This is a genomic window from Streptomyces sp. NPDC020958, assembly GCF_055562175.1.
Genome location: NZ_JBVHFU010000008.1, coordinates 284,416 through 309,274 on the forward strand (window position 1 = coordinate 284,416; position 24,859 = coordinate 309,274).

25 protein-coding genes and 1 pseudogene are annotated in these 24,859 nt (G+C 72.7%); 20 read left to right on the forward strand and 6 right to left on the reverse strand.

Annotation, left to right across the window (positions count from 1 at the left end; genetic code table 11):
• The first annotated feature begins 57 nt into the window (after nucleotides 1-57).
• From ACZ3KP_RS24395 to sucD, 3 genes are all read left to right on the forward strand, one after another.
• Complete coding sequence (locus tag ACZ3KP_RS24395) at nucleotides 58-645, forward strand: hypothetical protein (protein WP_467501711.1); 588 nt, start codon at nucleotides 58-60, stop codon at nucleotides 643-645.
• 419 nt (nucleotides 646-1,064) lie between these two features.
• Entirely contained in the window at nucleotides 1,065-2,246 is a 1,182-nt protein-coding gene (sucC, locus tag ACZ3KP_RS24400; RefSeq protein ID WP_358981691.1) for an ADP-forming succinate--CoA ligase subunit beta, read from the forward strand.
• 27 nt (nucleotides 2,247-2,273) lie between these two features.
• Nucleotides 2,274-3,158, forward strand: a complete 885-nt coding sequence (gene sucD, locus ACZ3KP_RS24405) for a succinate--CoA ligase subunit alpha (RefSeq protein ID WP_046733150.1) — start codon at nucleotides 2,274-2,276, stop codon at nucleotides 3,156-3,158.
• Between the two features lie 153 nt (nucleotides 3,159-3,311).
• Here sucD and ACZ3KP_RS24410 read toward each other — a convergent pair whose 3' ends face one another.
• Entirely contained in the window at nucleotides 3,312-4,157 is an 846-nt protein-coding gene (locus ACZ3KP_RS24410; protein WP_467501712.1) for an RNA polymerase sigma factor, read from the reverse strand.
• Between the two features lie 101 nt (nucleotides 4,158-4,258).
• Here ACZ3KP_RS24410 and ACZ3KP_RS24415 point away from each other — a divergent pair, with 101 nt between their 5' ends.
• The gene (locus ACZ3KP_RS24415; RefSeq protein ID WP_467501713.1) at nucleotides 4,259-5,797 is read left to right on the forward strand and encodes a cell division protein PerM; all 1,539 of its coding nucleotides are present in this window, start codon (nucleotides 4,259-4,261) and stop codon (nucleotides 5,795-5,797) included.
• A gap of 34 nt (nucleotides 5,798-5,831) precedes the next feature.
• On the opposite strand, the gene ACZ3KP_RS24420 is transcribed toward ACZ3KP_RS24415, so the two are convergent.
• A complete protein-coding gene (locus ACZ3KP_RS24420; protein WP_467501714.1) occupies nucleotides 5,832-6,587 on the reverse strand; it encodes a hypothetical protein in 756 nt (251 codons plus the stop codon).
• Nucleotides 6,588-6,948: 361 nt separating this feature from the next.
• On the opposite strand from ACZ3KP_RS24420, the gene purN reads away from it, so the two are divergent.
• Both purN and purH read left to right on the forward strand, forming a co-directional pair.
• Complete coding sequence (gene purN, locus ACZ3KP_RS24425) at nucleotides 6,949-7,578, forward strand: phosphoribosylglycinamide formyltransferase (RefSeq protein WP_358981687.1); 630 nt, start codon at nucleotides 6,949-6,951, stop codon at nucleotides 7,576-7,578.
• Nucleotides 7,575-9,158, forward strand: coding sequence for a bifunctional phosphoribosylaminoimidazolecarboxamide formyltransferase/IMP cyclohydrolase (gene purH / locus ACZ3KP_RS24430; RefSeq protein WP_467501715.1), 1,584 nt, complete (start codon nucleotides 7,575-7,577; stop codon nucleotides 9,156-9,158). Before purN ends, purH begins: the two co-directional genes overlap by 4 nt.
• A gap of 76 nt (nucleotides 9,159-9,234) precedes the next feature.
• On the opposite strand, the gene ACZ3KP_RS24435 is transcribed toward purH, so the two are convergent.
• The gene (locus ACZ3KP_RS24435) at nucleotides 9,235-9,834 is read right to left on the reverse strand and encodes an RDD family protein (protein WP_358981685.1); all 600 of its coding nucleotides are present in this window, start codon (nucleotides 9,832-9,834) and stop codon (nucleotides 9,235-9,237) included.
• Nucleotides 9,835-10,064: 230 nt separating this feature from the next.
• Here ACZ3KP_RS24435 and ACZ3KP_RS24440 point away from each other — a divergent pair, with 230 nt between their 5' ends.
• The 7 genes from ACZ3KP_RS24440 to ACZ3KP_RS24470 all read left to right on the forward strand — a co-directional run bounded on the left by ACZ3KP_RS24440 (nucleotide 10,065) and on the right by ACZ3KP_RS24470 (nucleotide 16,537).
• Nucleotides 10,065-10,919: a bifunctional methylenetetrahydrofolate dehydrogenase/methenyltetrahydrofolate cyclohydrolase gene (locus ACZ3KP_RS24440; RefSeq protein WP_467501716.1), complete on the forward strand. Its 855-nt coding sequence runs from the start codon at nucleotides 10,065-10,067 to the stop codon at nucleotides 10,917-10,919.
• Complete coding sequence (locus ACZ3KP_RS24445) at nucleotides 10,909-11,379, forward strand: DUF3017 domain-containing protein (protein ID WP_467501717.1); 471 nt, start codon at nucleotides 10,909-10,911, stop codon at nucleotides 11,377-11,379. The genes ACZ3KP_RS24440 and ACZ3KP_RS24445 overlap by 11 nt, the downstream gene beginning before the upstream one ends.
• Nucleotides 11,380-11,564: 185 nt before the next feature.
• Nucleotides 11,565-12,728, forward strand: coding sequence for a sensor histidine kinase (locus ACZ3KP_RS24450; RefSeq protein ID WP_467501718.1), 1,164 nt, complete (start codon nucleotides 11,565-11,567; stop codon nucleotides 12,726-12,728).
• A complete protein-coding gene (locus ACZ3KP_RS24455; RefSeq protein ID WP_467501719.1) occupies nucleotides 12,725-13,402 on the forward strand; it encodes a response regulator in 678 nt (225 codons plus the stop codon). Before ACZ3KP_RS24450 ends, ACZ3KP_RS24455 begins: the two co-directional genes overlap by 4 nt.
• A gap of 152 nt (nucleotides 13,403-13,554) precedes the next feature.
• Entirely contained in the window at nucleotides 13,555-14,016 is a 462-nt protein-coding gene (locus ACZ3KP_RS24460) for a helix-turn-helix domain-containing protein (protein ID WP_467501720.1), read from the forward strand.
• Between the two features lie 181 nt (nucleotides 14,017-14,197).
• Nucleotides 14,198-15,247: a helix-turn-helix domain-containing protein gene (locus ACZ3KP_RS24465; RefSeq protein ID WP_467501721.1), complete on the forward strand. Its 1,050-nt coding sequence runs from the start codon at nucleotides 14,198-14,200 to the stop codon at nucleotides 15,245-15,247.
• Between the two features lie 300 nt (nucleotides 15,248-15,547).
• Complete coding sequence (locus ACZ3KP_RS24470; protein ID WP_132892922.1) at nucleotides 15,548-16,537, forward strand: malate dehydrogenase; 990 nt, start codon at nucleotides 15,548-15,550, stop codon at nucleotides 16,535-16,537.
• Nucleotides 16,538-16,639: 102 nt separating this feature from the next.
• On the opposite strand, the gene ACZ3KP_RS24475 is transcribed toward ACZ3KP_RS24470, so the two are convergent.
• The gene (locus ACZ3KP_RS24475) at nucleotides 16,640-17,326 is read right to left on the reverse strand and encodes a siderophore-interacting protein (protein WP_467501722.1); all 687 of its coding nucleotides are present in this window, start codon (nucleotides 17,324-17,326) and stop codon (nucleotides 16,640-16,642) included.
• Nucleotides 17,311-17,658: pseudogene (locus ACZ3KP_RS24480) on the reverse strand (MFS transporter); the annotation flags it as partial. The pseudogene ACZ3KP_RS24480 and the gene ACZ3KP_RS24475, both read right to left, overlap by 16 nt.
• Before the next feature lie 29 nt (nucleotides 17,659-17,687).
• Between ACZ3KP_RS24480 and ACZ3KP_RS24485 the strand changes: the two are divergent.
• The 3 genes from ACZ3KP_RS24485 (at nucleotide 17,688) to ACZ3KP_RS24495 (ending at nucleotide 20,816) form a co-directional block, all read left to right on the forward strand.
• Nucleotides 17,688-18,599 (forward strand): LysR family transcriptional regulator, encoded by a 912-nt coding sequence (locus tag ACZ3KP_RS24485; protein WP_467501748.1) that lies wholly within the window; start codon nucleotides 17,688-17,690, stop codon nucleotides 18,597-18,599.
• 110 nt (nucleotides 18,600-18,709) lie between these two features.
• A complete protein-coding gene (locus ACZ3KP_RS24490) occupies nucleotides 18,710-20,476 on the forward strand; it encodes a hypothetical protein (protein WP_467501723.1) in 1,767 nt (588 codons plus the stop codon).
• Complete coding sequence (locus ACZ3KP_RS24495) at nucleotides 20,466-20,816, forward strand: hypothetical protein (protein WP_467501724.1); 351 nt, start codon at nucleotides 20,466-20,468, stop codon at nucleotides 20,814-20,816. The genes ACZ3KP_RS24490 and ACZ3KP_RS24495 overlap by 11 nt, the downstream gene beginning before the upstream one ends.
• A gap of 30 nt (nucleotides 20,817-20,846) precedes the next feature.
• On the opposite strand, the gene ACZ3KP_RS24500 is transcribed toward ACZ3KP_RS24495, so the two are convergent.
• The gene (locus ACZ3KP_RS24500; protein WP_467501725.1) at nucleotides 20,847-20,999 is read right to left on the reverse strand and encodes a hypothetical protein; all 153 of its coding nucleotides are present in this window, start codon (nucleotides 20,997-20,999) and stop codon (nucleotides 20,847-20,849) included.
• A 394-nt stretch (nucleotides 21,000-21,393) separates the two neighbouring features.
• Here ACZ3KP_RS24500 and ACZ3KP_RS24505 point away from each other — a divergent pair, with 394 nt between their 5' ends.
• From ACZ3KP_RS24505 to ACZ3KP_RS24520, 4 genes are all read left to right on the forward strand, one after another.
• Complete coding sequence (locus ACZ3KP_RS24505) at nucleotides 21,394-22,065, forward strand: hypothetical protein (protein ID WP_467501726.1); 672 nt, start codon at nucleotides 21,394-21,396, stop codon at nucleotides 22,063-22,065.
• Between the two features lie 160 nt (nucleotides 22,066-22,225).
• Nucleotides 22,226-22,387 carry a hypothetical protein gene (locus ACZ3KP_RS24510; RefSeq protein WP_165939531.1) on the forward strand — a complete coding sequence of 54 codons (162 nt, stop codon included), beginning with the start codon at nucleotides 22,226-22,228 and terminating at the stop codon, nucleotides 22,385-22,387.
• A gap of 23 nt (nucleotides 22,388-22,410) precedes the next feature.
• Nucleotides 22,411-23,130 carry a DUF2637 domain-containing protein gene (locus ACZ3KP_RS24515; protein WP_467501727.1) on the forward strand — a complete coding sequence of 240 codons (720 nt, stop codon included), beginning with the start codon at nucleotides 22,411-22,413 and terminating at the stop codon, nucleotides 23,128-23,130.
• A gap of 176 nt (nucleotides 23,131-23,306) precedes the next feature.
• On the forward strand, nucleotides 23,307-24,818 hold the full coding sequence (locus ACZ3KP_RS24520; RefSeq protein ID WP_467501728.1) for an aldehyde dehydrogenase family protein: 1,512 nt from the start codon (nucleotides 23,307-23,309) through the stop codon (nucleotides 24,816-24,818).
• The last annotated feature ends 41 nt before the right edge of the window (nucleotides 24,819-24,859 follow it).

The window sequence follows — 24,859 nt, forward strand, 5'->3', positions numbered from 1 at the left end:
CCCGGCTCCCGCGCACGCCTGCCGAGCGCGGCGGAGCCCTGAAGGACTGACGCACGTATGAACAAGAACATCGACCGTCCCGTGGTGATGGCCGCCAATGTCTTCGGCGTGAGGAGCACCGTGCAGGCCGTCCCCTGGTCGGCCCCGCGCGCCACCGGGACCGCGGTCACCGGCACGGACCCGGTCCGGCGCGCCGTCGCCGCCAGGATCAGGGGCGCCGAGGCCATCAACGGAGCCCGAGCCGCCCGCGCGGCAAAGGCCGCGGCTGCGGCTGTGGCCGCAGCGGCAGCCGCGCCCCAGGCACCCAGGCACCCGCACCCCACGCCCACCGCCGCCCCCGCATCCACCCCCGCCACAGCGCAGCGCAGCGCCCCTGCCCCGACCCCGGCGCAGCCCGCGGTCCCCGCCATGGCGCAGCCCCCGGCCCCTGCCGCCTTCGCCCCCCTCGCCTCCGAGGGCGAGCAGGCGGTGGGCGATGTCCGGCCGGTGGTCGGGCACGTGGCCACGTACGCCGAGGATCTGGCCGGGCCGGTCCTCGGCGGTGGCGACGTGCAGCCTGCCGTGGCGGCCACCGGGCCGCTCGCGTTCCCGGCCGCACCGGAGTACGTCCACGGGCCGCAGCAGGCCCGGACCTGCTCCCTCTGATCTCCGTGGGGTGCCCGGCCCGGACGGCCGAACGCCGTCGGTCCGTCCGGGCCGGGGCGCCCCTCGGGACGGGCGGGCCGGTCCCTTTGGGCGGGGACCGGCCGCCCACCCCCTGAGGAAGGGGGCTGAGGCCTCACCGGGCCAACCCCAGCCCGGTGAGGCCTCGCACATCACCGCCGAGGCGGCACGCCGTGCCAGGAAAACCTGGGATACCCGGCATCATGTGACAGGTATCACCGCTCAGGTGTGACCCTCGATTTAGGGACCCCCTGCAAGCGGCGATAACCTGCGAGACGGACATGCCGCGCGCTCGGACACCGTGTGCGCTTCCCCTGTGACCCATGCGGACGTCACGTTGCCCTTCGCGGCACGCCCACGCATCCAACGAACCGCGAGATCACTGATAGGGACGGAAGCGCGTGGACCTGTTCGAGTACCAGGCGAGGGACCTCTTCGCCAAGCACGATGTACCGGTGCTGGCCGGTGAAGTCATCGACACGCCTGAGGCGGCGCGCGCGATCACCGAGCGGCTGGGCGGCAAGTCCGTCGTCAAGGCGCAGGTGAAGGTCGGTGGCCGCGGCAAGGCCGGTGGCGTCAAGCTGGCTGCCTCCGCGGACGAGGCCGTCGCCCGGGCGACGGACATCCTCGGCATGGACATCAAGGGCCACACGGTCCACAAGGTGATGATCGCCGAGACGGCCCCGGAGATCCTCGAGGAGTACTACGTCTCCTTCCTCCTCGACCGTGCCAACCGCACCTTCCTCTCCATCGCCTCCGTCGAGGGCGGCATGGAGATCGAGGAGGTGGCGGCCACCCGCCCCGAGGCCGTCGCCAAGACGCCGATCGACGCGATCGACGGTGTGGACCTGGCCAAGGCCAAGGAGATCGTCGCCGCGGCGAAGTTCCCCGCCGAGGTCGCCGACAAGGTCGCCGACGTCCTGGTCAAGCTGTGGGACACCTTCATCAAGGAGGACGCCCTCCTCGTCGAGGTCAACCCGCTCGCGAAGGTCGCCTCCGGTGACGTCATCGCCCTCGACGGCAAGGTGTCGCTGGACGACAACGCCGAGTTCCGCCACGCGGACTGGGAGGAGCTCCACGACAAGGCCGCGGCCAACCCGCTGGAGGCCGCCGCCAAGGAGAAGAACCTCAACTACGTCAAGCTCGACGGCGAGGTCGGCATCATCGGCAACGGCGCGGGTCTCGTCATGAGCACCCTGGACGTCGTCGCGTACGCCGGTGAGAACCACGGTGGCGTCAAGCCCGCCAACTTCCTCGACATCGGCGGTGGCGCGTCCGCCCAGGTCATGGCGAACGGCCTGGAGATCATCCTGGGTGACCCCGACGTCAAGTCGGTCTTCGTCAACGTCTTCGGCGGCATCACCGCGTGCGACGAGGTCGCCAACGGCATCGTGCAGGCCCTGAAGCTCCTGGAGGACCGGGGCGAGGACGTCTCCAAGCCGCTCGTCGTCCGTCTCGACGGCAACAACGCCGAGCTGGGCCGCAAGATCCTCACCGACGCCAACCACCCGCTGGTGCAGCGCGTCGACACCATGGACGGCGCGGCCGACAAGGCCGCCGAGCTGGCCCACGCCGCCAAGTAAGCACTCAGGACGAGGACACAACACACCATGGCTATCTGGCTCAACAAGGACAGCAAGGTCATCGTCCAGGGCATGACCGGCGCCACTGGCATGAAGCACACCAAGCTCATGCTCGGTGACGGCACCAACGTCGTGGGCGGCGTCAACCCGCGCAAGGCCGGTCAGAAGGTCGACTTCGACGGCACCGAGGTACCGGTCTTCGGCACCGTCAAGGAGGCCATCGAGGCCACCGGCGCCAACGTCTCCGTCATCTTCGTGCCGGAGAAGTTCACCAAGGACGCGGTCGTCGAGGCCATCGACGCCGAGATCCCGCTGGCCGTCGTGATCACCGAGGGCATCGCCGTGCACGACTCGGCGTCGTTCTGGGCGTACGCCGGCAAGAAGGGCAACAAGACCCGGATCATCGGCCCGAACTGCCCCGGCATCATCACCGTCGGCCAGTCCAACGTCGGCATCATCCCGGGCGACATCACCAAGCCGGGCCGTATCGGCCTGGTCTCGAAGTCCGGCACGCTGACGTACCAGATGATGTACGAGCTGCGGGACATCGGCTTCTCGACCGCCGTCGGCATCGGTGGCGACCCGATCATCGGCACCACGCACATCGACGCGCTCGCCGCGTTCGAGGCCGACCCCGACACCGACCTGATCGTCATGATCGGTGAGATCGGCGGCGACGCCGAGGAGCGGGCCGCGGACTTCATCGCGAAGAACGTGACCAAGCCGGTCGTCGGTTACGTCGCGGGCTTCACCGCCCCCGAGGGCAAGACCATGGGCCACGCCGGTGCCATCGTCTCCGGTTCGTCGGGCACCGCCCAGGCGAAGAAGGAGGCCCTGGAGGCCGCGGGCGTCAAGGTCGGCAAGACCCCGACGGAGACGGCGAAGCTGGCGCGCGAGATCCTCGCCGGCTGAACAACTCCGTGACTGTACGCCGGTAGGCCCGTTCCCCGGGGTGGGGGCGGGCCTACCGGCGTTTGCGCCGGCCACGCTGAGTGGGCGCCGCCCGCGCCCACCCGTGCCGCCCCAGCGGCACGACTGCCCGCGGCTGGGCAGCGCCCGACCGCACTACCTCGGCACCGGCACCAATCTCTCCGGCCCCTTCTCGACCGTCCTCCGCAGCTTCTGCCGCAACGCCAGCTCCCCCTCCGACAGCGGCCCCAGCCCCACCTCCGGCGGCACCCCGCTGATCGCCTGGGCCGGGCCGATCGGTGCCTCGTAGTGGGTGGGCGCCGTCCGCAGCGTCAGCGTCGTCGCCGCGATGATCGTCGCCGTGAAGGCGAGCGCGGAGCGGGTCCAGAAGCGGGTCCGGCGTTCGGCGCAGGTCCGCACGGTGGGCGGCTGGGCCGCCCGCAGCCGCTCGGTCGAGGCCAGTTCGGCGAGCCGGCGGTGCAGCGCGCCGGGGTCGGTGAGTTCCGGCACCCGGTCGGCGACCAGCCGCCGCGCCCGGGTCAGCCGGCCGGCGGCCGCCGGTGTGCTCGCCTCCGTCTCCGCCGCCGTCTCCGGCAGGTCGAGGCCGATGCCGTCGTACAGCAGGAGCGTCCGGCGGTACGTCGGCGGCAGCTTCAGCAACGCGTCCAGCAGGGCGCGGTCGGCCGCGTCGGCCGGCGGCGACTCGGGGTGGCGGTGGCGCAGCCGGAAGCGGTGCCAGGGGGAGAGCGCGCACTCGTGCGCCACCGCCCGCACCCAGCCGGCCGGGTCCCGGTCACTGGCCACCTCCGGCCAGTTCTGCCATGCCACTTGGAAGGCTCGTTCGACCGCCTCCTGTGCCAGCTCCCGGCGCCCGGTGAGCAGGTAGGTCTGCCGTACCAGGGCCGGGGCGCAGAACGCGTAGAGCGCGTCGAAGGCCTGAGCGGGCGTCAGGGCCGGGGAGGAGGCGGCCTCGTCGGTGGGGGCAGGACTCCGCGTCACCATGCTTATCTTCCTATCTATCCATGAAAAAACAGATAAACGTATATTGAGCGACACTACGGTGGTTCGCCTGTTACGCCGGAAAAGCGCGTGTCGTTGGGAGCATGGCGAGCGTGATTCGGATGACCGCCCGCCGACCGTCGTTGTCCCTGTTGCTCAGGCCGGTCCGCGACCGGGTGCGCGACCGTTCCCCCGGCTTCGCGGCGAGCCTGGCGGCCGGTGCGCTCGCGGCCGGGCTCGGGCTCGGCGCGTTCGCGGTACTGGCGATCGCGCTGTGGGTCAGCTCGCCGTATCCCGACAGCGGTCCGGGCGGTGCGCTGCACGTCGCGGCGGCCCTGTGGCTGCTCGCCCACGGCGTCGACCTGGTCCGCACCGGCACTCTCTCCGGCGCCCCGGCCCCGGTCGGCGTCACACCGTTGCTGCTGGTGGCGGTGCCGGTGCTGCTCGTGTACCGCGGGGCGCGGGACGCCGTGGACGCGGCGGACCCGCCGGACGGCGACGACGCCGACGCGCCCCCGCCGGTCCCCGCCCCCACCGCGTGGGCCGGCGTCGTCACCGGCTACCTCGGCGTGGCCGGGGGCGCCGCGCTCTACGCGTCCGGCGGGGAACTGCGGCCCGCGTGGAGCTGGGTGACGGCGTGTCTGCCGCTGCTCGTCGCGGGTGCGGCGGGCGGCGGGGTGTGGACGGCGTACGGCCGTCCGCGCGGGCCACTGCTGGCCCTGGCCGCGCTGCTGCCGGGCCCGGTACGACGGCTTCTGCGCGGGCGGGACACCAGGGCGCGGTGGGGCACGGCGGTGCGCGCGTCCCTCGCCGGGACCGCCGTGTTCTTCGGCGGCGGGACCCTGCTGCTCGCGGTGTCGCTGGTGGGGCACGGGGACGCGGCGCGGATCTCGTTCCTGCAGTTGACGGAGGGGTGGACGGGCCGGTTCGCGGTGCTGTTGCTCTGCGTCTGCCTCGTCCCCAACGCGGCGGTGTGGTCGGCGTCGTACGCCGTCGGTCCCGGCTTCGCGCTCGGCGCCGGACATGTGGTGAACCCGCTGGCGTCGCATCCGGCGCCGCTTCTGCCGCCCTTCCCGCTGCTGGCGGCGGTGCCGGACGCCGGGCCGGGCACGCCCGCCGACTGGCCGGCCGTGGCGGTGCCGGTGGCAGCCGGGGTGACGCTGGCGTGGTTCGTGGTGGGCAGGGCGGTCCGGCGCGGGTGGACGGGCGGGCGCACGGCCGGGGTGGTGGCGCTGGCGGCGGTGCTGTGCGGGCTGCTGCAGGCGGTGCTCGCCGAACTGGCCGGCGGTCCGCTGGGCGTCGCGGCGCTCGCCCGCTTCGGTCCCCTGTGGTGGCAGACGGGCGCGGCGACCGGAGCCTGGCTCCTCGCGGTGGGCATCCCCACGGCGTCGGCACTCAGGGCATGGCGCGTCCGAACCCGGCGCCCCCCGAAGCCGGACCCCGACCGGCCGACACCGACACCGACGCCGGCCCCGACATCGACCCCGGCCCCGAGGCAGGCGTCGATCCCGCCGCCGGACCCGGAAGACGCCTACGACCTCCTCCCCGCCGACCCCGTCGACGACCCCCTCCCCCTGCCCGCGCCCCTCCCCGCCGCCGAAGCGCCCCTCACGCCCACCGACCCGCCCGACCCGTCCGTCTGAGGCGCAGGGCACCAGCTCGCCCGGCCCGGCGGGGTCAGCTGTTCGCGCTGCCCATGAAGGGGCGGAGGTGCTCGGGGAGCAGGTGGTCGCAGGACTGTCTGGCCTCGTTGGTCAGGGCGTCCGTCACGCAGGTGTAGTAGTCGCGGTAGACCATCTGGACGGTGAAGTTCGCCGCCACCAGGGCGAGCGCCAGGGACGCCGTGACCAGACCGCTGATCGCCGCCGTCGTCTGGGGGCGGCCGGCGGCGGTCTCGTCGGCGCCGCGCGGCTTCGCGCGCAGCGCGCTGACGCCCCAGTAGACCGCGGGCGCCCCCAACAGCAGGGCCACGTACGGCCAGCCGAAGAGCACGAAGAAGAAGGCCCACATGCCGCACAGCAGGGCGTAGCGGGCGCGCCGCTGGACCGGGTCCGTGGGGTCCCAGCGCATGCCGGGGCCGCCGGGCCCGCCGTCCTGACCGCCCCCGCCGGGCCCGCCGCCCTCGGGGCGGCGCTCGCCGAAGCCGCCGGACTGCCGTCCGGGCTGGCGGTCGCTCCACTGGCTGCCCCAGGGCGACCCCTGACCGCTCTCACCGTCACCGTCGCCGGCGGGGCGGCGCGGCCGCCACGGCGAGTCCGGGGTGCCCTCCGGGGGCGGGGCGAACGGGTTGTCGTCCTGCTGATCGCCCTTCGGCCGGTCCGAGGGCGCGTCCGGCGGCGAGGCCGGCCGCTCCCGCAACAGCACGGCGGAACGCGTCCCGTCCTGTACCGACTGCGGGGGGAGCATGCGAAGTCCCTGGCTGCGGTCCGGCATCAACTGAGCGTCTTCCCCTAGATCGACTACGACTGGTGAGTACAGCTGGTGAGTACGGCTGGTGAGCGCGACGGACGAACAAGACTGCTCGGTACGGCTGAGCAGTGCGGCGGATGAACGGCCGGTCACCTGATGAACGCGTCGTGACCCGGACGCGTTCCCGCCGCGCCACCCCCGCAGACGCTACCTTCCGGCCACGCCCCCGTCCCGTGGGGGCCGCCCGGTGTGCCGGTATCGTTGCTGACGGCCGGCTGCTTCGTAGACTTCCCCGTATCCCGGGGCGCGAAGCACTCGTACGAATGTACAAACCCGTTGCGAGGCCGGCCGCCGTACCGACGCTCCCCCGAGAAAGGGCCCCGCCGTGGCCGCCAAGCCCGTGGCCAAGCGCCTCGTCGTGCTGGTCTCCGGATCCGGCACCAACCTCCAGGCGCTGCTCGACGCGATCGCCGAGACCGGCGTCGAGGCCTACGGCGCCCAGGTCGTCGCCGTGGGCGCCGACCGCGACGGCATCGAGGGACTGGCGCGTGCCGAGCGCGCCGGCATCCCGACCTTCGTGACCAGGGTGAAGGACTTCGCGACCCGGGACGAGTGGGACCGGGCGCTGGCCGAGGCCGTCGCCGCCCACGAGCCTGACCTCGTCGTCTCCGCCGGGTTCATGAAGATCCTCGGCAAGGAGTTCCTGGCGCGGTTCGGAGGGCGGACCGTCAATACCCACCCCGCGCTGCTGCCCAGCTTCCCGGGGACCCACGGCGTACGCGACGCGCTCGCGTACGGCGCCAAGGTCACCGGCTGCACCGTCCACTTCGTCGACGACGGCGTCGACACCGGGCCGATCATCGCTCAGGGCGTGGTGGAGGTCCGGGACGAGGACGACGAGAGCGCTCTGCACGAGCGCATCAAGGACGTCGAGCGAAGGCTGCTCGTCGAGGTCGTGGGGCGGATCGCCCGCAACGGCCACCGCATTGAGGGACGAAAGGTAGTTATCCAGTGACCGCCGAGAGCACCGTCACGGCCGAGAGCGGCAGGCGGGCCATCCGTCGCGCGCTCGTCAGCGTCTATGACAAGACCGGACTCGAAGAGCTCGCCCGTGGACTGCACGAGGCCGGTGTCGCGCTCGTCTCCACCGGCTCCACCGCCTCCCGTATCGCCGCCGCCGGCGTCCCCGTCACCAAGGTCGAGGAGCTCACCGGCTTCCCGGAGTGCCTGGACGGCCGGGTCAAGACCCTGCACCCGAGGGTGCACGCCGGCATCCTCGCCGACCTGCGTCTGGACAGCCACCGCGAGCAGCTCGAGGAGCTCGGCGTCGAGCCCTTCGACCTCGTCGTCGTCAACCTCTACCCGTTCCGCGAGACCGTCGCCTCCGGCGCCACCCCGGACGAGTGCGTCGAGCAGATCGACATCGGCGGCCCCTCGATGGTCCGCGCCGCCGCCAAGAACCACCCCTCGGTCGCCGTCGTCACCAGCCCGCAGCGGTACGCCGACGTCCTCGCCGCCGTCGCCGAGGGCGGCTTCGACCTCGCCACCCGCAAGCGGCTCGCCGCCGAGGCGTTCCAGCACACCGCGTCGTACGACGTGGCGGTCGCCTCCTGGTTCGCCTCGGAGTACGCGCCGGTCGACGAGTCGCGGTTCCCGGACTTCCTCGGCGCCACCTGGGAGCGCGAGAACACCCTGCGCTACGGCGAGAACCCGCACCAGCCCGCCGCGCTCTACGTCGACCCGAGCGGCGGCGGCCTCGCCAGGGCCGAGCAGCTGCACGGCAAGGAGATGTCGTACAACAACTACACGGACACGGACGCCGCGCGCCGTGCCGCGTACGACCACGAAGAGCCGTGCGTCGCGATCATCAAGCACGCCAACCCCTGTGGCATCGCGGTGGGTTCGGACGTCGCCGAGGCGCACCGCAAGGCGCACGCCTGCGACCCGCTGTCCGCGTTCGGCGGGGTCATCGCCGTCAACCGGCCGGTGAGCCGGGAGATGGCCGAGCAGGTGGCCGAGATCTTCACCGAGGTCATCGTCGCGCCCGACTACGAGGACGGCGCCCTCGAAGCGCTCGCCAAGAAGAAGAACATCCGGGTCCTGAAGGCGCCGGGCGCCCCCGCGAACCCCGTCGAGGTCAAGCCCGTCGACGGCGGTGTGCTGCTCCAGGTCACCGACCGCCTCCAGGCCGACGGTGACGACCCGGCCCACTGGACCCTCGCGACCGGCGAGGCGCTCGCCCCCGAGGAGCTGGCCGAGCTCGCCTTCGCCTGGCGGGCCTGCCGGGCCGTGAAGTCCAACGCCATCCTGCTCGCCAAGGACGGCGCCTCGGTGGGCGTCGGCATGGGCCAGGTCAACCGCGTCGACTCGGCGAAGCTCGCCGTCGAGCGGGCGGGGGAGGAGCGGGCGCGCGGCTCCTACGCCGCCTCCGACGCGTTCTTCCCGTTCCCCGACGGCCTGGAGATCCTCACCGCGGCCGGCGTCAAGGCCGTGGTGCAGCCCGGCGGTTCGGTCCGTGACGAACTGGTCGTCGAGGCCGCGAAGAAGGCGGGCGTCACCATGTACTTCACGGGGACGCGGCACTTCTTCCACTGAGCCGAGGCGGCGCGGCCACACACACGAGGGCCGTGTCTCCCCTGGGAGACACGGCCCTCGACGTGCGTACGACCGCTCAGTTGCTGCGGATCACGATCGTGCCGCAGACCTTGTCGGCGAACGTCTGGCGCTTGGAGTCCCACGCCGGCCACAGCCAGCCCAGGTAGCAGGCGAGGCTGTCCAGGACGTGCGCGATACGGCGCACGAAGGCCATGCCGACGCCGATCGGCTGCCCGGTGGCCTCCTTGACCAGGCGGATGCCCAGCGCCTTCTTGCCGATCGTCTGGCCGGTACGGCCCTCCTGGATCAGCTGCCAGATCGCGAGGCCCAGGAACGCGAGACCGCCGATGATGCCCAGCACCGCCGCCTTGCTGCTGAAGAGCACCAGGATGTACGGAACCAGGAAGACCAGGCCGTCGACGATCGTGCCGCCGAAGCGCTGGCCCCAGTTCGCGTACGGCGGCGTCGCGCCGTACCCCTGCTGCGGGTAGCCGTAGCCGCCCTGCTGCGGGTAGCCGGGCTGCTGCTGCGGGTAGCCGTAGCCCTGCTGCGGCGGCACGCCCTGCGGGGCCTGCTGGTAGCCGGGCTGACCCTGCTGCGGGTAGCCGTAGCCGGGCTGACCCTGCTGCGGGTTCTGCGGCTGACCGTAGGGGTTGTTGGGCGAGCCGAAACTCATGGCGGTCTTCCTCCGTTGGACCTGCGGGGACGACGCGGACAGGGACGGAGGTACGTCACGAAATGAGCGGTTTGCCCCCCAACCGGACCGCGATACTGCGCCGCTCATCGTCAAGTACCGCGGAGTGGTTGTCCAGTCCGATTAGCGATGTGTTGTGCAAGTGCAACATCATCGATCATGAACGCACACCCGACTGGAACCGGGAGACCGGCATCCGCGAGGATGGACCCATGACCGCCCAGATTCTCGATGGCAAGGCCACCGCAGCCGCGATCAAGTCCGATCTGACCGCCCGCGTGGCGGCCCTGAAGGAGAAGGGCGTCACGCCCGGCCTCGGCACGATCCTGGTCGGGGACGACCCCGGCAGCCAGAAGTACGTCGCCGGCAAGCACCGCGACTGCGCGCAGGTCGGCCTCGCCTCCATCCAGCGTGAACTCCCGGCCACCGCGACCCAGGAGGAGATCGAGGCGGTCGTCCGCGAACTCAACGACGACCCCGCCTGCACCGGCTACATCGTCCAGCTGCCGCTGCCCAAGGGCATCGACGAGAACCGCATCCTGGAGCTAATGGACCCGGACAAGGACGCGGACGGCCTGCACCCGATGAACCTCGGCCGGCTGGTGCTCGGCGAGCCCGCCCCGCTGCCCTGCACCCCGAACGGCGTGCTCACCCTGCTGCGCCGCCACGGCGTCGAGATCAAGGGCGCCGAGGTCGTGGTCGTCGGCCGCGGCGTGACCATCGGGCGCCCGATGCCGCTGCTGCTCACCCGGCGCAGCGAGAACGCGACGGTCACGCAGTGCCACACCGGTACGCGCGACCTCTCGTCGCACCTCAGGCGCGCGGACATCATCGTCGCCGCGGCCGGCTCCCCGCACCTGATCCGTCCCGAGGACGTCAAGCCGGGCGCCGCCGTCCTCGACGTCGGTGTCTCCCGCAACGCGGAGGGCAAGATCGTCGGCGACGTCCACCCCGGGGTCGCCGAGGTCGCCGGGTGGCTCTCCCCGAACCCCGGCGGTGTCGGGCCGATGACCCGGGCGCAGCTGCTGGTGAACGTGGTCGAGGCGGCGGAGCGCAGTGTCGGCTGAGCAGGCGCACGACGACGAACTGACCGTCCACGACGCCATCAGCGCCCCGGACGCGCAGGGGCGGCCCCGGCGGACCACGCGCCGCTTCCCGCTGTTCACCCGGGACACGGCACGCCCCGAAGGGGGCGGCCGGGCCGCGTCGGGTGATCTGCCGGCGCCGGCCCGGCAGTGGCCGATCCTGATCGTGCTGGCGACCGTCGCGGTCGGGTTGCTGCTGACCTCGCTGGACCAGTTCCGGGTGGGCGCGCTGCTGATCGGGGCGGCGCTGCTGGCCGGAGGCGTGATGCGGTGGATGCTGCCGAGCGTCGGGATGCTGGCCGTCCGGTCGCGGTTCACCGACATCGTGACGTACGGCGTGCTGGGGCTGGTGATCGTGCTGCTGGCGCTGATGGCGCAGCCGAAGCCGTGGCTGGTGATCCCCTACCTGAAGGACACCCTGCACTTCACGATGCGGAGCTAGGGGTCCTCAGGACCCAGGGCGTGGCCCGCACCTCCCCCGGTGGGTGCGGGCCTGCTTCCCCCCGGGTTCGAAGGTAGAGATCCGGCGGGCTCGGCGAATCCCACCCCCGATTGAACCGTCTACAACTTCCGCGGTACGTCCGCCGACTGACTCGGTCGCTTCGGGCCCCGCGTTACGCTGCGGCGATGCGACCGCGCACCCCGCCCCCGCTCGCCGTCGACACGCTGATCGCGTGCATGACGGTCGTGACGGCCGTGTTGCTGGGGCGGGAGTCGCCCGCCCAGGGCTGGCCGCCGCTGGACGCGCGCGCCTACGCGCTCGTCGGTCTCGCGCATCTGCCCACCGCGCTGCGGGGGCGGTGGCCGCTCCAGGTGTTCGCCGTCGTGCAGTGCGCCTCGATCGTCTACATCAGCTTCGGCTACTGGCCCGTGGTGTGCAGCTTCGGCTCCATGCTGGCGCTGTACACGGTCGCGTCCGTGCGGCCGGTCCGGATCGCCGTCGGCTGTGCCCTGTCCATGGCGGGGACGTGGCTGTACGGCGGACTCGTCACCGCACACTCCTCGATGCCCTCCGTCGCCATGCAGGCGCTGCTGTACTGCACGGTGCTGCTCTGGTTCGGGCACCTCGCCCAGCGCTCCGGTGAACTCACCCGGCGGCTGCGGGCCGAGCAGGCCGAGCGGGCGCGGCGCGCGGTGGCGGAGGAACGCGGGCGGATAGCACGGGAGTTGCACGACGTCGTCGCCCACCACATGTCGGTGATCTCGGTGCAGGCCGGACTGGCGAGGTTCGTCTTCGAGTCGGACCCCGGCAAGGCACGGGGCGCCCTCGGCACCATCGCGGACACCAGCGGCGAGGCCCTGGAGGAGCTGCGGCGCATGCTCCAGGTGCTGCGCGAACAGGACCCGGAGGCCGCCGAGCGGGCTCCGATGCCGACCCTGGAGCGGTTGGCCGAACTCGTCGAACGGGTGCGCAGCGGCGGACTGTCCGTCGCGTACACCGTCGAGGGCGAGCCCCGCCCGTTGCCGCCCGGTGTCGAGCTGTGCGCCTACCGCGTCGTCCAGGAGGCGCTCACCAACGTCCTCAAACACGCCGGTCACGCGCACGCGCGCGTACTGCTGCGGTACGACCCGCACGAGCTGACCGTGTCCGTCCTCGACGACGGGGAGGGGGTGAATCCGGACAGAGTGCGAACGGGCGCAGGCCACGGCTTGATTGGCATGCGCGAGCGGGCCAAGCTCTACGGCGGGACGATCGGTGTCGGCCCGCGCTCCGAGGGTGGCTTCGCGGTCGAGCTGACCCTGCCGACCTCGGCCGCACTCGCACGGCGGGGGGACGACCGTACCGGATGACCAGAGTGCTCGTGGTCGACGACCAGTTCCTCATCCGCGCGGGTCTGGTGGGGCTGCTGGAGGCCGCTGACGGGTTCGAGGTGGCCGGCGAGGCCGGGGACGGCGCGGAGGCGGTGCGGCTGGCCGCCGAGACCCGGCCCGACGTGGTCCTGATGGACATCCGGATGCCGGGCCTGAACGGCATCGAGGCCACCGAGCGCATCCTCGCCGAGGCGACGGGACCGGCACCGCGGGTCCTCGTGCTCACCACCTTCGACCTCGACGAGTACGTGTACGGCGCCCTGCGCGCCGGCGCCTCGGGGTTCCTCCTCAAGGACTCCGGCCCGGAACGGCTGCTGGCCGCCGTCACCGCGGTGGACGGTGGTGACGCCCTGTTCGCGCCCAGCGTCACCCGGCGTCTGGTCGAGGCGTTCGCCCGGCAGCGCGGCCCCGACTCCGGTGCCGGCCCGCCGCCCGACCTCCAGGTGCTGACCTCGCGCGAGGTCGAGGTCCTCAAACTCACCGCCCGCGGCCTGTCCAACCTGGAGATCGCCGACCGGCTCTACATCAGCGAGGCGACCGTGAAGACCCACCTCAACCGCACCATGACCAAGCTCGACCTGTGCAGCCGGGCGCAGGCGGTGGTGGTGGCGTACGAGACGGGACTGGTGACACCGGGCCGCCACGGTGGCTGAGACCGCGCGGCGGCCCGTCCCACGGGCCGCCCGCACGGCACGGTCTGCGGGAACCGTCGGGGCGCCCGGCGTCGTCACCCGCTCTGGACGGGTGATGGACGGGTGACGAACTCGCGACGGACTGGCGGCGGGGAAAGCCGTGGAGGTGCGTGATGGGCGGCTGGCAGCCGCTGCCCCAGGGGCTCCCGCCGGAGGTGCGGCACTTCGTGGAGCACCTGCGGCTCCTCAAGGACGACACCGGACTCAGCCTGGTCGCGCTGGGCGCCCGGACCGCGTACAGCAAGTCCTCCTGGCAGCGGTACCTCAACGCCGTGCAGCCGCCGCCGCGGCAGGCCGTGGTCGCGCTGTGCCGGGTCGCGGGCCTGGCCGGCGCGGACGCCGAACGGCACGCCGTGCGCTGGGAACTTGCCGTCCAGGCCTGGCCGCGCCCGGCGACCACGCCGGACCGCCCGCCGGGCACCGAGGAGTACGAGGACGACCCGACGCTCCCCTGGTGGGACCGCCCGGAGCCGGCACCCGCCGCGCACCCGCACGTGCGACTGCTGCTCCTCGCGATCCTGCTGCTGCTCGTGCTGCTCCTCGTGGCGGTCGCCGCGGTCGTGGCTCTCGGGTGAACCGAGGCTGCTGTGACCTGGGAGGTCACGACCGGATGACCGCTGTGTCGATGTGTTGACAAATCGGCGGACAGGCCGCCGTGTCACCGCGAGACCGGGCTAACGTGTCCAAGCGGGGGCGGCGGGCCGGGGGCCCGTCGGACCCGAGCGGGTCGGCGTGCGACGGTGCAGAGGGGGAGCAATGCCTCGGTGGAAGGCCCTGCCGGATGAACTCGATCCGCAGGTCAAGGAGTTCACCACCCAACTGCGGCGGCTCGTGGACCGCGGCGGGCTGAGCGTCGCGGCACTGTCCGACCGCACGGGCTACAGCAGGACGTCCTGGGAGCGGTACCTGGGCGGACGGCTGCTGGCACCCAAGGGTGCGGTCGTCGCGCTCGCCGAGGTCACCGGTACCGACCCCGTCCACCTGACCACCATGTGGGAGCTGGCCGAGCGGGCCTGGAGCCGTTCGGAGATGCGCCACGACATGACCATGGAGGCGATCCGGATCTCCCAGGCGCGGGCCGCGCTCGGCGAGTTCGGGGCGCCGCCGGCCCCGTCCGGCCCCGCCGCCGGGGGCAGGGCGCCGCGGCGCGTGGGCGGGGCCGTCGCGTTGTCGGGGATCGCCGGACCCGCGGGGGTCTCGCCCACCATCCCGCCCCAGCCGACGGCCCCCGACGCCGACCGCCGCGACCGGGAGGGGGCGGGCGCCCGGGGACCGGCCGCGTCCCGGGGACCGGTGCCGCCGGGAGACGACAGGCGCCGGCGGCTCACCATGTTCCTCGCCGGGGTCGTCGGGGCGGCCGTGGTCGTCGCCGGCGTCCTCTTCCTCACCGGCAACGCCGACGGCGGGAGGAAGAACCAGGGCGCGGGCACCTCCGCCGCCCCGTCGGCGACCGCGGGCACCCGCCTGCCGGCCGGGGTGAAGTGCGCGGGCGCCGGCTGCACCGGCAAGGACGCGGAGGCCACGGGGTGCAGCGGCGACCTCGCGACCACCGTGCGGACCCTCGCCGTCGGCGCGACCACCCTGGAGGTCCGGTACAGCAGGACCTGCGGTGCCGCCTGGGGCCGGATCACCGGCGCCGCCCGGGGCGACTCGGTCCGGGTCACCGCCGGCACGGTCACGGAGCGCGGCGACATCACGGCCACCGGCGACACCATCGCGTACACGCCGATGGTGGCGGTGCGGGACGCGACGGCGGCGAAGGCCTGCGCCACGCTGGCGTCGGGACGGACGGCGTGCACCTCGTAGAAAACCGCGGCGTCCGGGAATGCCGCGCCGGATCCCGGGCACGCGAACGGTAACCCCCACGGGAGTCCGGTCACCGGCACCCCCGAGCAGGCGGCCGACCTGTCCCACCCTCTCCCGGACGGGCGGCCGCCTCTTCTTCTGTGGGGTGAGCCACACCCACCCCTCCACCTCCGGTATCCGCGATGCGCGATAGCCTGACCGGTGGATCTCTTGATACCAAGAGATCGATCATTTGTACGTCCGCACCCCAGGGCACCCAGGGCAAGGACGCCCACCGCCAGCTGTCATACGGAGAACGCCATGACCCGCACTCCCGTGAACGTCACCGTCACCGGCGCGGCCGGCCAGATCGGCTACGCCCTGCTCTTCCGCATCGCCTCCGGCCAGCTGCTCGGCGCGGACGTGCCGGTCCGGCTCCGCCTCCTGGAGATCACCCCGGCGCTCAAGGCCGCCGAGGGCACTGCGATGGAGCTCGACGACTGCGCCTTCCCGCTGCTTCAGGGCATCGACATCTCCGACGACCCGAACGTCGCGTTCGACGGCGCCAACGTCGCGCTCCTGGTCGGCGCCCGCCCTCGCACCAAGGGCATGGAGCGCGGCGACCTCCTGGAGGCCAACGGCGGCATCTTCAAGCCCCAGGGCAAGGCCATCAACGACCACGCCGCGGACGACATCAAGGTCCTGGTCGTCGGCAACCCGGCCAACACCAACGCGCTGATCGCCCAGGCCGCCGCCCCGGACGTACCGGCCGAGCGCTTCACCGCGATGACCCGCCTCGACCACAACCGCGCGCTGACCCAGCTCGCGAAGAAGACGGGCTCGACGGTCGCCGACATCAAGCGGCTGACGATCTGGGGCAACCACTCCGCCACCCAGTACCCCGACATCTTCCACGCCACGGTCGCCGGCAAGAACGCCGCCGAGGTCGTGAACGACGAGAAGTGGCTGGCCGAGGAGTTCATCCCGACCGTCGCCAAGCGCGGCGCGGCCATCATCGAGGCCCGCGGCGCGTCCTCGGCGGCCTCCGCCGCCAACGCCGCGATCGACCACGTCCACACCTGGGTCAACGGCACCGCCGACGGCGACTGGACCTCCATGGGCATCCCGTCCGACGGCTCCTACGGCGTCCCGGAGGGCCTGATCTCCTCCTTCCCGGTCACCACCAAGGACGGCCGGTACGAGATCGTCCAGGGCCTGGAGATCAGCGACTTCTCCCGCGCCCGCATCGACGCGTCGGTGCAGGAGCTGACGGAGGAGCGCGAGGCGGTCCGCGCCCTCGGCCTCATCTGAGCCCTCCCGCACCCCACGGGCCCCGTTCCGGTCTCGTCCGGAACGGGGCCCGTTCCTGTTCCGCCCCGCTCACCGAGTGCAGCCCGCAGCGAGCCGCGGGTGTCACTCCATCCCCTTCTTCCCCGGTGTCCAGAACGGCTTGGTGAGCACCGCCCGCCGGTCCCAGCCGGCTTCCTGGACCAGCACCCTGCGCACCGCCTGGACGTCCCGCGCCTCCCCGGCGACGTAGGCCACCCCGCCCGGTTCGGGAGCGAGCCTGCGGACCGCCTCCGGAAGTGAGGTGCCGCCCCGGAGCGTCCAGTCGAGCCGGTCCGCGTGGGGGAGCGGCAGCCGGTCCGCAGCCGTCCGGGTCTCCACGCAGCCGGAGACCTCGGCCTGCGGGGGCAGTGCCGCGAGCATCGCACCGAAGGCGACCGAGGCCGTCTCGTCGCCGACGAAGACATGGTGGGCGGCGTCCGGGCGCAGGGTGAACGTGCCCTCGGGCCCGCGCAGCCTGACCTGTTCCCCCGGTTCGACGGTGCGTCCCCAGAGGGCCCCCGGGCCGCCCTCGGGGTGGTCCAGCACGCACAACTCGACGACGCCTGAGGGGTCGTAGCGCCAGACGGAGTACGTCCGCAGGGTCAGACCGGCGACCAGGACCCGGACCTGCTGCCCCGGGCGGACGTCGAGCCCGGCGAGCCGGTCGCCGTCGATGCGCAGGCGGCGCATCGAGGCGGTGATCCGCTCGGTCTCGGTGACGGTGCCGCGCAGGGTCAGCAGATCGAGGACGGGGTTCAGCAGGGCGGGCATGGCGGCTCCTCAACGGGCCTTGTGGTGACAGGAGTTGCTCTGACGTCGGACGAACGCGACAGTACGCGTGTGCGCCCGGACGCGATACTGCGCGTCCGTGTCCGGCCGTCGTATCCGGCCACCACGAGCGCCGTCGCCGCCAGCACCAGCAGCGCGACCGTGCGCAGCGCCGGCCCCATGCCCGTGGCCAGGTCGGTGTGGGCGGACAGGACGGTGCCGGTGACCGCGACCCCGAGGGCCGCGCCGGTCTCGCGGGCCGTGGTGCCGAGACCGGAGCCCAGGCCCGCCTGGTGCGGCGGGAGCGAGGTGACGACCCCGAGGGTCAGGGCCGGACGGCACCCCGGGACCCGGTGGCCTCGACCTGAACCTGCTGGCCGCCCTGGACGTGCTCCTGGAGGAGCAGAGCGTGCGGGGCGCCGCCCGACGGCTGCACCTGTCCGAACCGGCCATGAGCCGCACCCTCGGCCGGATCCGCAGGGCGCTCGGCGACCCGGTGCTGGTGCGCGCCGGGCGCGGCATGGTGCCCACCCCGCACGCGCTGGCCGTGCGGGCCGAGGTGAGCGTGGTGGTGGAGCGGGCGCGGGCGCTGTTCGCGCCGGGCCGGGACACCGATCTCCGGACCGTCTCCCGGACCCTCACGATCATCGGGCACGACGCGATCGCCGGCAGCCTCGGTCCGGCCCTGTTCGCGCGCGCCGCCGTCGAGGCGCCCGGCATCCGCATCCGCTTCCTCGCCGAGAGCCACGTCGACGCGCCCGTCCTGCGGCACGGCACCGCCGACCTGGAGGTCGGGGTGGTCGACACCACCCTGCCCGAGGTGCGCGTGGAGCACCTGTACGAGGACCGCATGCTCGGCGTCGTACGGGCCGGGCACCCGCTGCTGGACGGCGAGCCGACGCCCGAGCGGTTCGCGACCGCGGCCGGTCACCTGAACGTGTCGCGGCGCGGCCGGCTGCACGGCCCGGTGGACGCGGCCCTCGCCGAACTCGGCCTGCGGCGACGGGTGGTGGGCACCGTCGGCACCTTCCCCGCCTCCCTCTTCGTGGTCCGCGACTCCGACCTGATCGGCCTGATCAGCTCCTGGAGCGTGCCGTTGGCCGCCGCGCTCGGCCTGGTCACCTTCGAGGTGCCGCTCCCGCTGCCGCCGATCGCCGTGGCGCTGGCCTGGCACCCCCGCCACGACGCCGACCCGGCCCACGCCTGGCTGCGCTGCCGCGCACGGGAACTGCTGACCGCCGCACGCGCCCGGGAGGAACCGCCGGCCGACTGCTGACCAGCGGTGTCTTCGGTGAAATCCGTATCGCCGGTCACGGCCGCCCCTCTATGCTGATGGTCTGTCAACACGATGTATGACACCGCATTTCACACGCATCGGGGGATCGCGTGAGCACCGCTTACGTGCCGCAACAGCCACATCCGGGAGCGCCCGCCGGGGCGCCGCCCGTCCTGCCGCCCACCCCGCCGTACGCCAGCGAGGCGACCCGGCTGCTGTGCGCGGGCACCTATCTGGACGCCGGTTACCGGGACCGGGTCATCGAGGAACTCCACCTCAACGAACAGCGGATCGCGGCTCCTTCGCTCGGTTTCGACGCGGCCCGCGTCCTCGCCCACGCGCTGCGCGCCCGCCGCCAGGAACTGGCCTGGGCCGCCGCGATCCTCGGACTGTGGGCGGTCGGGATGCCGCTCAGCGGCTGGCTGCTCGGGTTCTTCCTGCTGCCCGGCATCGCCCTCGCCGTCGCCCCCTGGATCGACGGGCTCACCGTGGTGCCCTCGCCGTACCGGCTGATCGCGGCCTTCCTGGTGCGCTGGTGGGGCCGGGTGTTCTTCGCCGTCGCCCTAATCCTGACCCTCGTCGTCGCGTTCGGGGGCGGCTCGGACGGCGGCTCGTCGCCCTACGACTCGTACAACTCGTACGACTCCTACGACGGGTACTCCGGCTCTTCCGGCTCCCCCGGCTTTGGTGACCTGCTCGTCCCGGGCCTCAGCGGTATCGGTGGGCTGGCGCAGCCCTGGCACGCCTGGCTCGCCCTCGTCGTACTCGCCGGCATCGCGCTGTGCGAGCACGCCCAGCGCACCAGGTTCACCCGGGTACTGGCCGCCGAACTGTCCCCGGAGCGCTTCCCGGACGCGGCGAACGACCCGGCCGAGAAGGCGGAGAACCCGCGCTTCCAGCGGCTCAAGCAGCGCATCCGGCTCGAACAGGACGCGCCCCTGATCATCTACAACGAGGCCGACCCGTTCTGCGGGGCCGGTGCCGCCTACAGCAGCTGGGTGCTGGCCGTCGAACTGAAGCGGGACGAGCTGAGCAAGGAGCGGCAGCCACTCGGCAACCGCGCGATCCTGGAGCGGGTCCGCCCGCTGCTCGAACAGCTGCGCGTCCCGGCCGAGTACGCCGGACACGGCGCCCGCGACCGGCTGCGCCAGCTGGAGATCGACGAGTGCGTGTTCCTGCCCGTCGAGGGGCTGCGCAGCCGGGACCAGGCGCCGTACACCGCGCAGGCCTTCGAGGAGCACCGGGCGCGGGCCGTCGAGGAGGGCGCCGAGAAGCGCCGGCACTTCCTGCGCATCCGTGTCGGCGGCTGGGAGGAGGAGGTGGTCGTCACGGTGTTCGTGCGCGTCCACACCCAGGGCCGGATGCTCGTGCTGGAGGTCGCCCCGCACGTACTGACGCCGGTCCGCGCGGAGTTCAAGAACGCCGACCGTACGGCCCACCGGTTCCGGAACAACAACTGGCTCGGCAAGTCCGCCGCCGCGGCCGTGCGGGTCCCCGGCTCCGTCGGCCGTTCCCTGGCCCAGCTCGGCCGGGGCGCGCGGTACGTCTGGCGGCTGCTGACCGGCGGCCACGCGGGCGCGCTGCCCGAGGGGCCCGCGCTGTCCGTGCGCGAACTGGGCGCGGTGGACGTCGGATCCCACTTCCAGGAGATGGACGTCGTCCGGTACCTGCGCAGCATCCAGGACCGGGTGGCGCACGGGGTGCGGGCCGCGCTCGCCGAAGCCGGTTACGAGACCGGCGAGTTCGTCCAGAAGATCGTCAATGTCAGCAACGACGTGAGCATCGGCCGCGTCGAGAACTCCACGTTCGCGGTGGGCAGCCACGCCACCGCGAGCAGCGTCTCGCAGCAGAAGGGGGCCGACGGCAATGGCCAGTGAAGAGCCGCAGGTCAGCATGGGCAACGTGACCGGCAGCACGTTCGCCATCGGCAGTCACGCGCACGCCGAGAGCCACCATCACGGCTCCGGTGGCGCCCAGACGGACGCGGAACTCCTCGCCGCAGTGCGGGAGTTGCGTGCCGACCTCGCACGGGTGCGGGGCACCGAGCAGACGGCGGCGCTGGGGACGGCGCTCGCCGAGACCGAGGACGAGATCACCAGCACCGGGCAGGCGGGGCCGACCCGCCGGGAGCGCCTGCGTGAACTCCTCTCCGACTCCCAGGCCCTGCTGGGTGTGCTGGCCTCGGCGGGCGCCCTGGCCGGACTGCTGGGTATGTGAGAGCGCGACGATGAGCAACGGGGGAACGGGTCACTGGAACGAGGCCGCACAGCGCTGGGAGGACGCCGACGCCCAGCCCACCGCGACACCGGCCACCCCACCGCCCACGCCACCGCCACCGCCCGCACCGGCAGGGCCCCAGGAGTGGTGGACGGGCCCCACCGACCCCTGGTCGACAACCACCTCCCAGCCTCCGCGACCGGCATCCGCACCGACCCACCCCCAGCCGCCGCTGCCGACGCCGGGGCTGTCCCACCCCGCGGCACCGACAGAACGGATAACCCCGCCGGACGGGACGCCCGCGCAGCCGTCCCCCACCCCGCCTCCGGCGCCCGCCGCCCCACCCGCCTGGCCGCCCGCCGCAGACGCCTCCCAGGAGTTGCCCGCGGCATGGTCGCCTGCTCCTGACACGCCCGCCTGGCCATCCACCACCGTCGTCCCCCCGCAACCGCCCCTCGCTGACCTCACCGCCCAGTCGCCCCTCGCCGGGGCGTACCGTCGGCCGCATGCTGCGCCGATACCTCCGCGGCCGGTGGTCGTGGGATCTCGGGGGGCCGGGCGGCGGATGGTGTGGGCCGTGGTCGTGGGGGCCGCCGCCGTGGGTGTGGCCGTGAGCCTGGTGCTGACGCTGGTGGTCGGCAAGGGGCACCACAAGCCCGCCACGGCCGCCGCCTCCGTCACCCCGAAGAGCTCGGCGCCCGCCACGCCGACCTCCGCAACGCCCACCGAGTCCGCCTCTCCGTCGGCCTCCACGCCCCCCGCGGGCTTCCGGCTGCGCCATGACACCGAGGGGTTCCGGATCGCCACCCCCGAGGGCTGGACGCGCTCCACCGTCGCCTCCTCGTACGGCTTCGCCGTGGTCAGCTACCGCAGCCCCGACCGCGAGCACCGGCTGCAGGTCTACCAGGTCGCCGAAGCCACCCCCGCAGCCTCCTTCGAGCTCTACCTCTCCGACCAGACCCCCAAGCCGCGCGGTTTCAAGAAGCTCGCGCTGACGACCCTCGACGACGGCCGCTTCACCGGCTCCCGTCTGGAGTACCTGGCCGACACGATCAGCGGGGAGCCCGACCTCGGCACCTGGCACGTCGTCGACGAACGGTTCGTCGGGCAGGACGGCAAGGTCTACGCCATCGCCTCGTACGGCCCGGAGGCCGGGGGCGGAGACGACGAACTGGCCTATCTGACGACGGCGGTCGACTGGTTCTGCCCGCCGGACACTGTCTGTGACGCCGGCCCCTCGACCGACTGAGCCGCCATCCGAATTTCACGGAATGCAACCGCCCGCATATTCACAATTTCCCAATTGTGGCGAGCCGGGTATTCAATAGGTTCTCTTCCGGGTGACGCGAATTCCCCCGAACGCCCCAAATCCCGTCCCCTACACCGGTCGTTAGGTGACCGTGACGCGATTGGACTGGCGCATCGCCGAAGATCACCCGACCACCGTACTCCGCTGGCCCGGCAGTATGGATATCACCTCATGCTCGGACCTGCTCGATGATTTCCTGAAGAGAATCAACGCGATGGAAAATGAATATCGGCGGACCATGGCAGATCTGTACGGGGCCTGAACCACGGTGCGGAGGTTTATCAGATGGACGGGATTCAGCACGACACGGGCCTCTACGACAACACGGGTCTCTACGATCACCCCGGCCTGTACGACCACCCCGGTCTCTATGAGCACGCCGGTCTCTACGACCACGCCTGGGTCGCCCCCGAGCCCGATGTCGCCCCGAACGACTGGGACCCGGTCGAGGAACTGGCCCAGATACTGTCCGCACCGGCCGGTGTGAGTGCGGCCACCACCCTGCTGGACGTCCCGGCCCCGCGCAGGCCCGGCCGCCGCCGGCTCCGTCAGGAGTCCCACCTGCTCGACGGCGGCCGCCGCCTGACCCACATCACGCTGCTGATCGTCGCGGTCTCCGCGTGCGCGGTCCTCATGCTGGCGTGGTCGGTCTGCTACTCCTACGGCCAGCTGCGCGGCATCGCCTCGTCGGTGCTGCCCGTGCGGCTCGCGCTGTACTGGCCGCTGACGGTGTACGGCCCCTGGTTCGTGGCGGCGCTGTCCGTGCTGCGGGCCACCGCCCAGCGGCGGAGCGCGCGCCGGTCCTGGTGCGTGGTGCTGGCGGCCTCCCTCATGGCCGTGGCGCTGTGTGTCAGCCACTCCTCGCACGCCCTGTTGTCCTTAGTGATTTTCGGGATCCCGCCGGTCACGGCCCTGGTGTGCTTCTGGGAACTCGTCGGCCAGATCTCGACCAAGACCCGCCCCCGGCACGCCTCCCATGGCGAGCCGCCCGCCGCCAAGGCCTGAAGCCGAGACGATTGGTAAACGTTCCACCCGCTTTGTCCGAGTGTTCCGTGATGCAGCGCACTTTCGGCCACCGATTGCGCATGCAATCCGAGTCCGAGGGCAGGGGGAGACCGTCCCCGAGTGTGACCTCAAGGTCACACAGGGGTACGGACCAGGAACGGAAGGCTATACCGATCATGGCGGACAGAAGCGTACGAGCGACCATCCAGGTCGGAGGCGAGTGGCTGGAAGCCGCCTCCGGCGCGACACGCGAGATCATCGACCCCGCGGACGGCCTGCCCTTCGCCGTGGTCGCCGAGGGTGACGAGAAGGACGCGGAGTCGGCGGTGGCCGCCGCCCGCCACGCCTTCGACACCGGCGACTGGCCCCGCACCCCCGTGGCCGAGCGCGCCGCCCTGCTCCGCCGGGTGGCCGACCTGCTCGTCCGGGACCGCGAGGAACTCGGCCTGCTGGAGAGCCGGGACGCCGGCAAGACCGTCGAAGAGGGCCGCGTCGACATCGACTGCGTCGCCGACGCCTTCCGTTACTTCGCCGACCTGGTGGCGGGGGAAGGCGCGGGCCGGGTGGTGGACGCGGGCTCGCCCGACATCCACAGCGTCGTCGTGCACGAGCCGATCGGCGTCTGCGCCCTGATCACCCCCTGGAACTACCCCCTCCTCCAGGCCAGCTGGAAGATCGCCCCGGCGCTCGCCGCCGGCAACACGTTCGTGATCAAGCCGAGCGAGATCACCCCGCTGACCACCGTCGCCCTGATCGGCCTGCTGGCCGAGGCCGGGCTGCCCGCCGGCGTCGCCAACATCGTCACCGGGCCCGGGCACAGCGTGGGCGCCCGCCTCGCCGAGCACCCCGACGTCGACCTGGTCTCCTTCACCGGCGGTCTGGTCAGCGGGGTCAAGGTCGCCCAGGCCGCCGCGCCGACCGTCAAGAAGGTCGCGCTCGAACTCGGCGGCAAGAACCCCAACGTCGTCTTCGCCGACGCCTGCGCCACCGAGGAGGGCTTCGACACCGCCGCCGACCAGGCCCTCAACGCCGCGTTCATCCACAGCGGCCAGGTCTGCTCGGCCGGCGCCCGGCTGATCGTCGAGGAACCCCTGAGGGAACGATTCGTCGCCGAACTCGCCCGGCGTGCGGCGCGGATCCGCCTCGGCCGGGGCACCGCGGCCGGCGTCGAGTGCGGCCCGCTCGTCTCCGAACAGCAGCGCGCCAAGGTCGAGGCGTACGTGGCGTCGGCGCTGGCGGAGGGCGCGGTGCTGCGTTCCGGCGGCAGGCGCCCCGAGCCGTCCCCGGACCGGCCCGCCACCGGCTACTTCTACGAGCCGACCGTCCTCGACCAGTGCCACCGCGAGATGAAGGTGGTGCGCGAGGAGGTCTTCGGCCCGGTCCTCACCGTCGAGACCTTCCGCACCGAGGACGAGGCGGTCGCCCTCGCCAACGACACCGAGTACGGCCTCGCGGGCGCCGTGTGGACCGCGGACGCCGGACGGGCGCGCCGGGTCGCGGGGCGGCTGCGGCACGGCACCGTCTGGATCAACGACTTCCACCCCTACCTCCCGCAGGCGGAGTGGGGCGGCTTCGGGAAGAGCGGCACCGGCCGCGAGCTGGGCCCCGCCGGCCTCGCCGAGTACCGCGAGACCAAGCACGTCTACCAGAACCTCGCGCCGAAGCCGGTGCGCTGGTTCGCCGGCTGAACCCCCACAGCGTCCCGCCGGCGAACCTGCTCCGCCCCGTT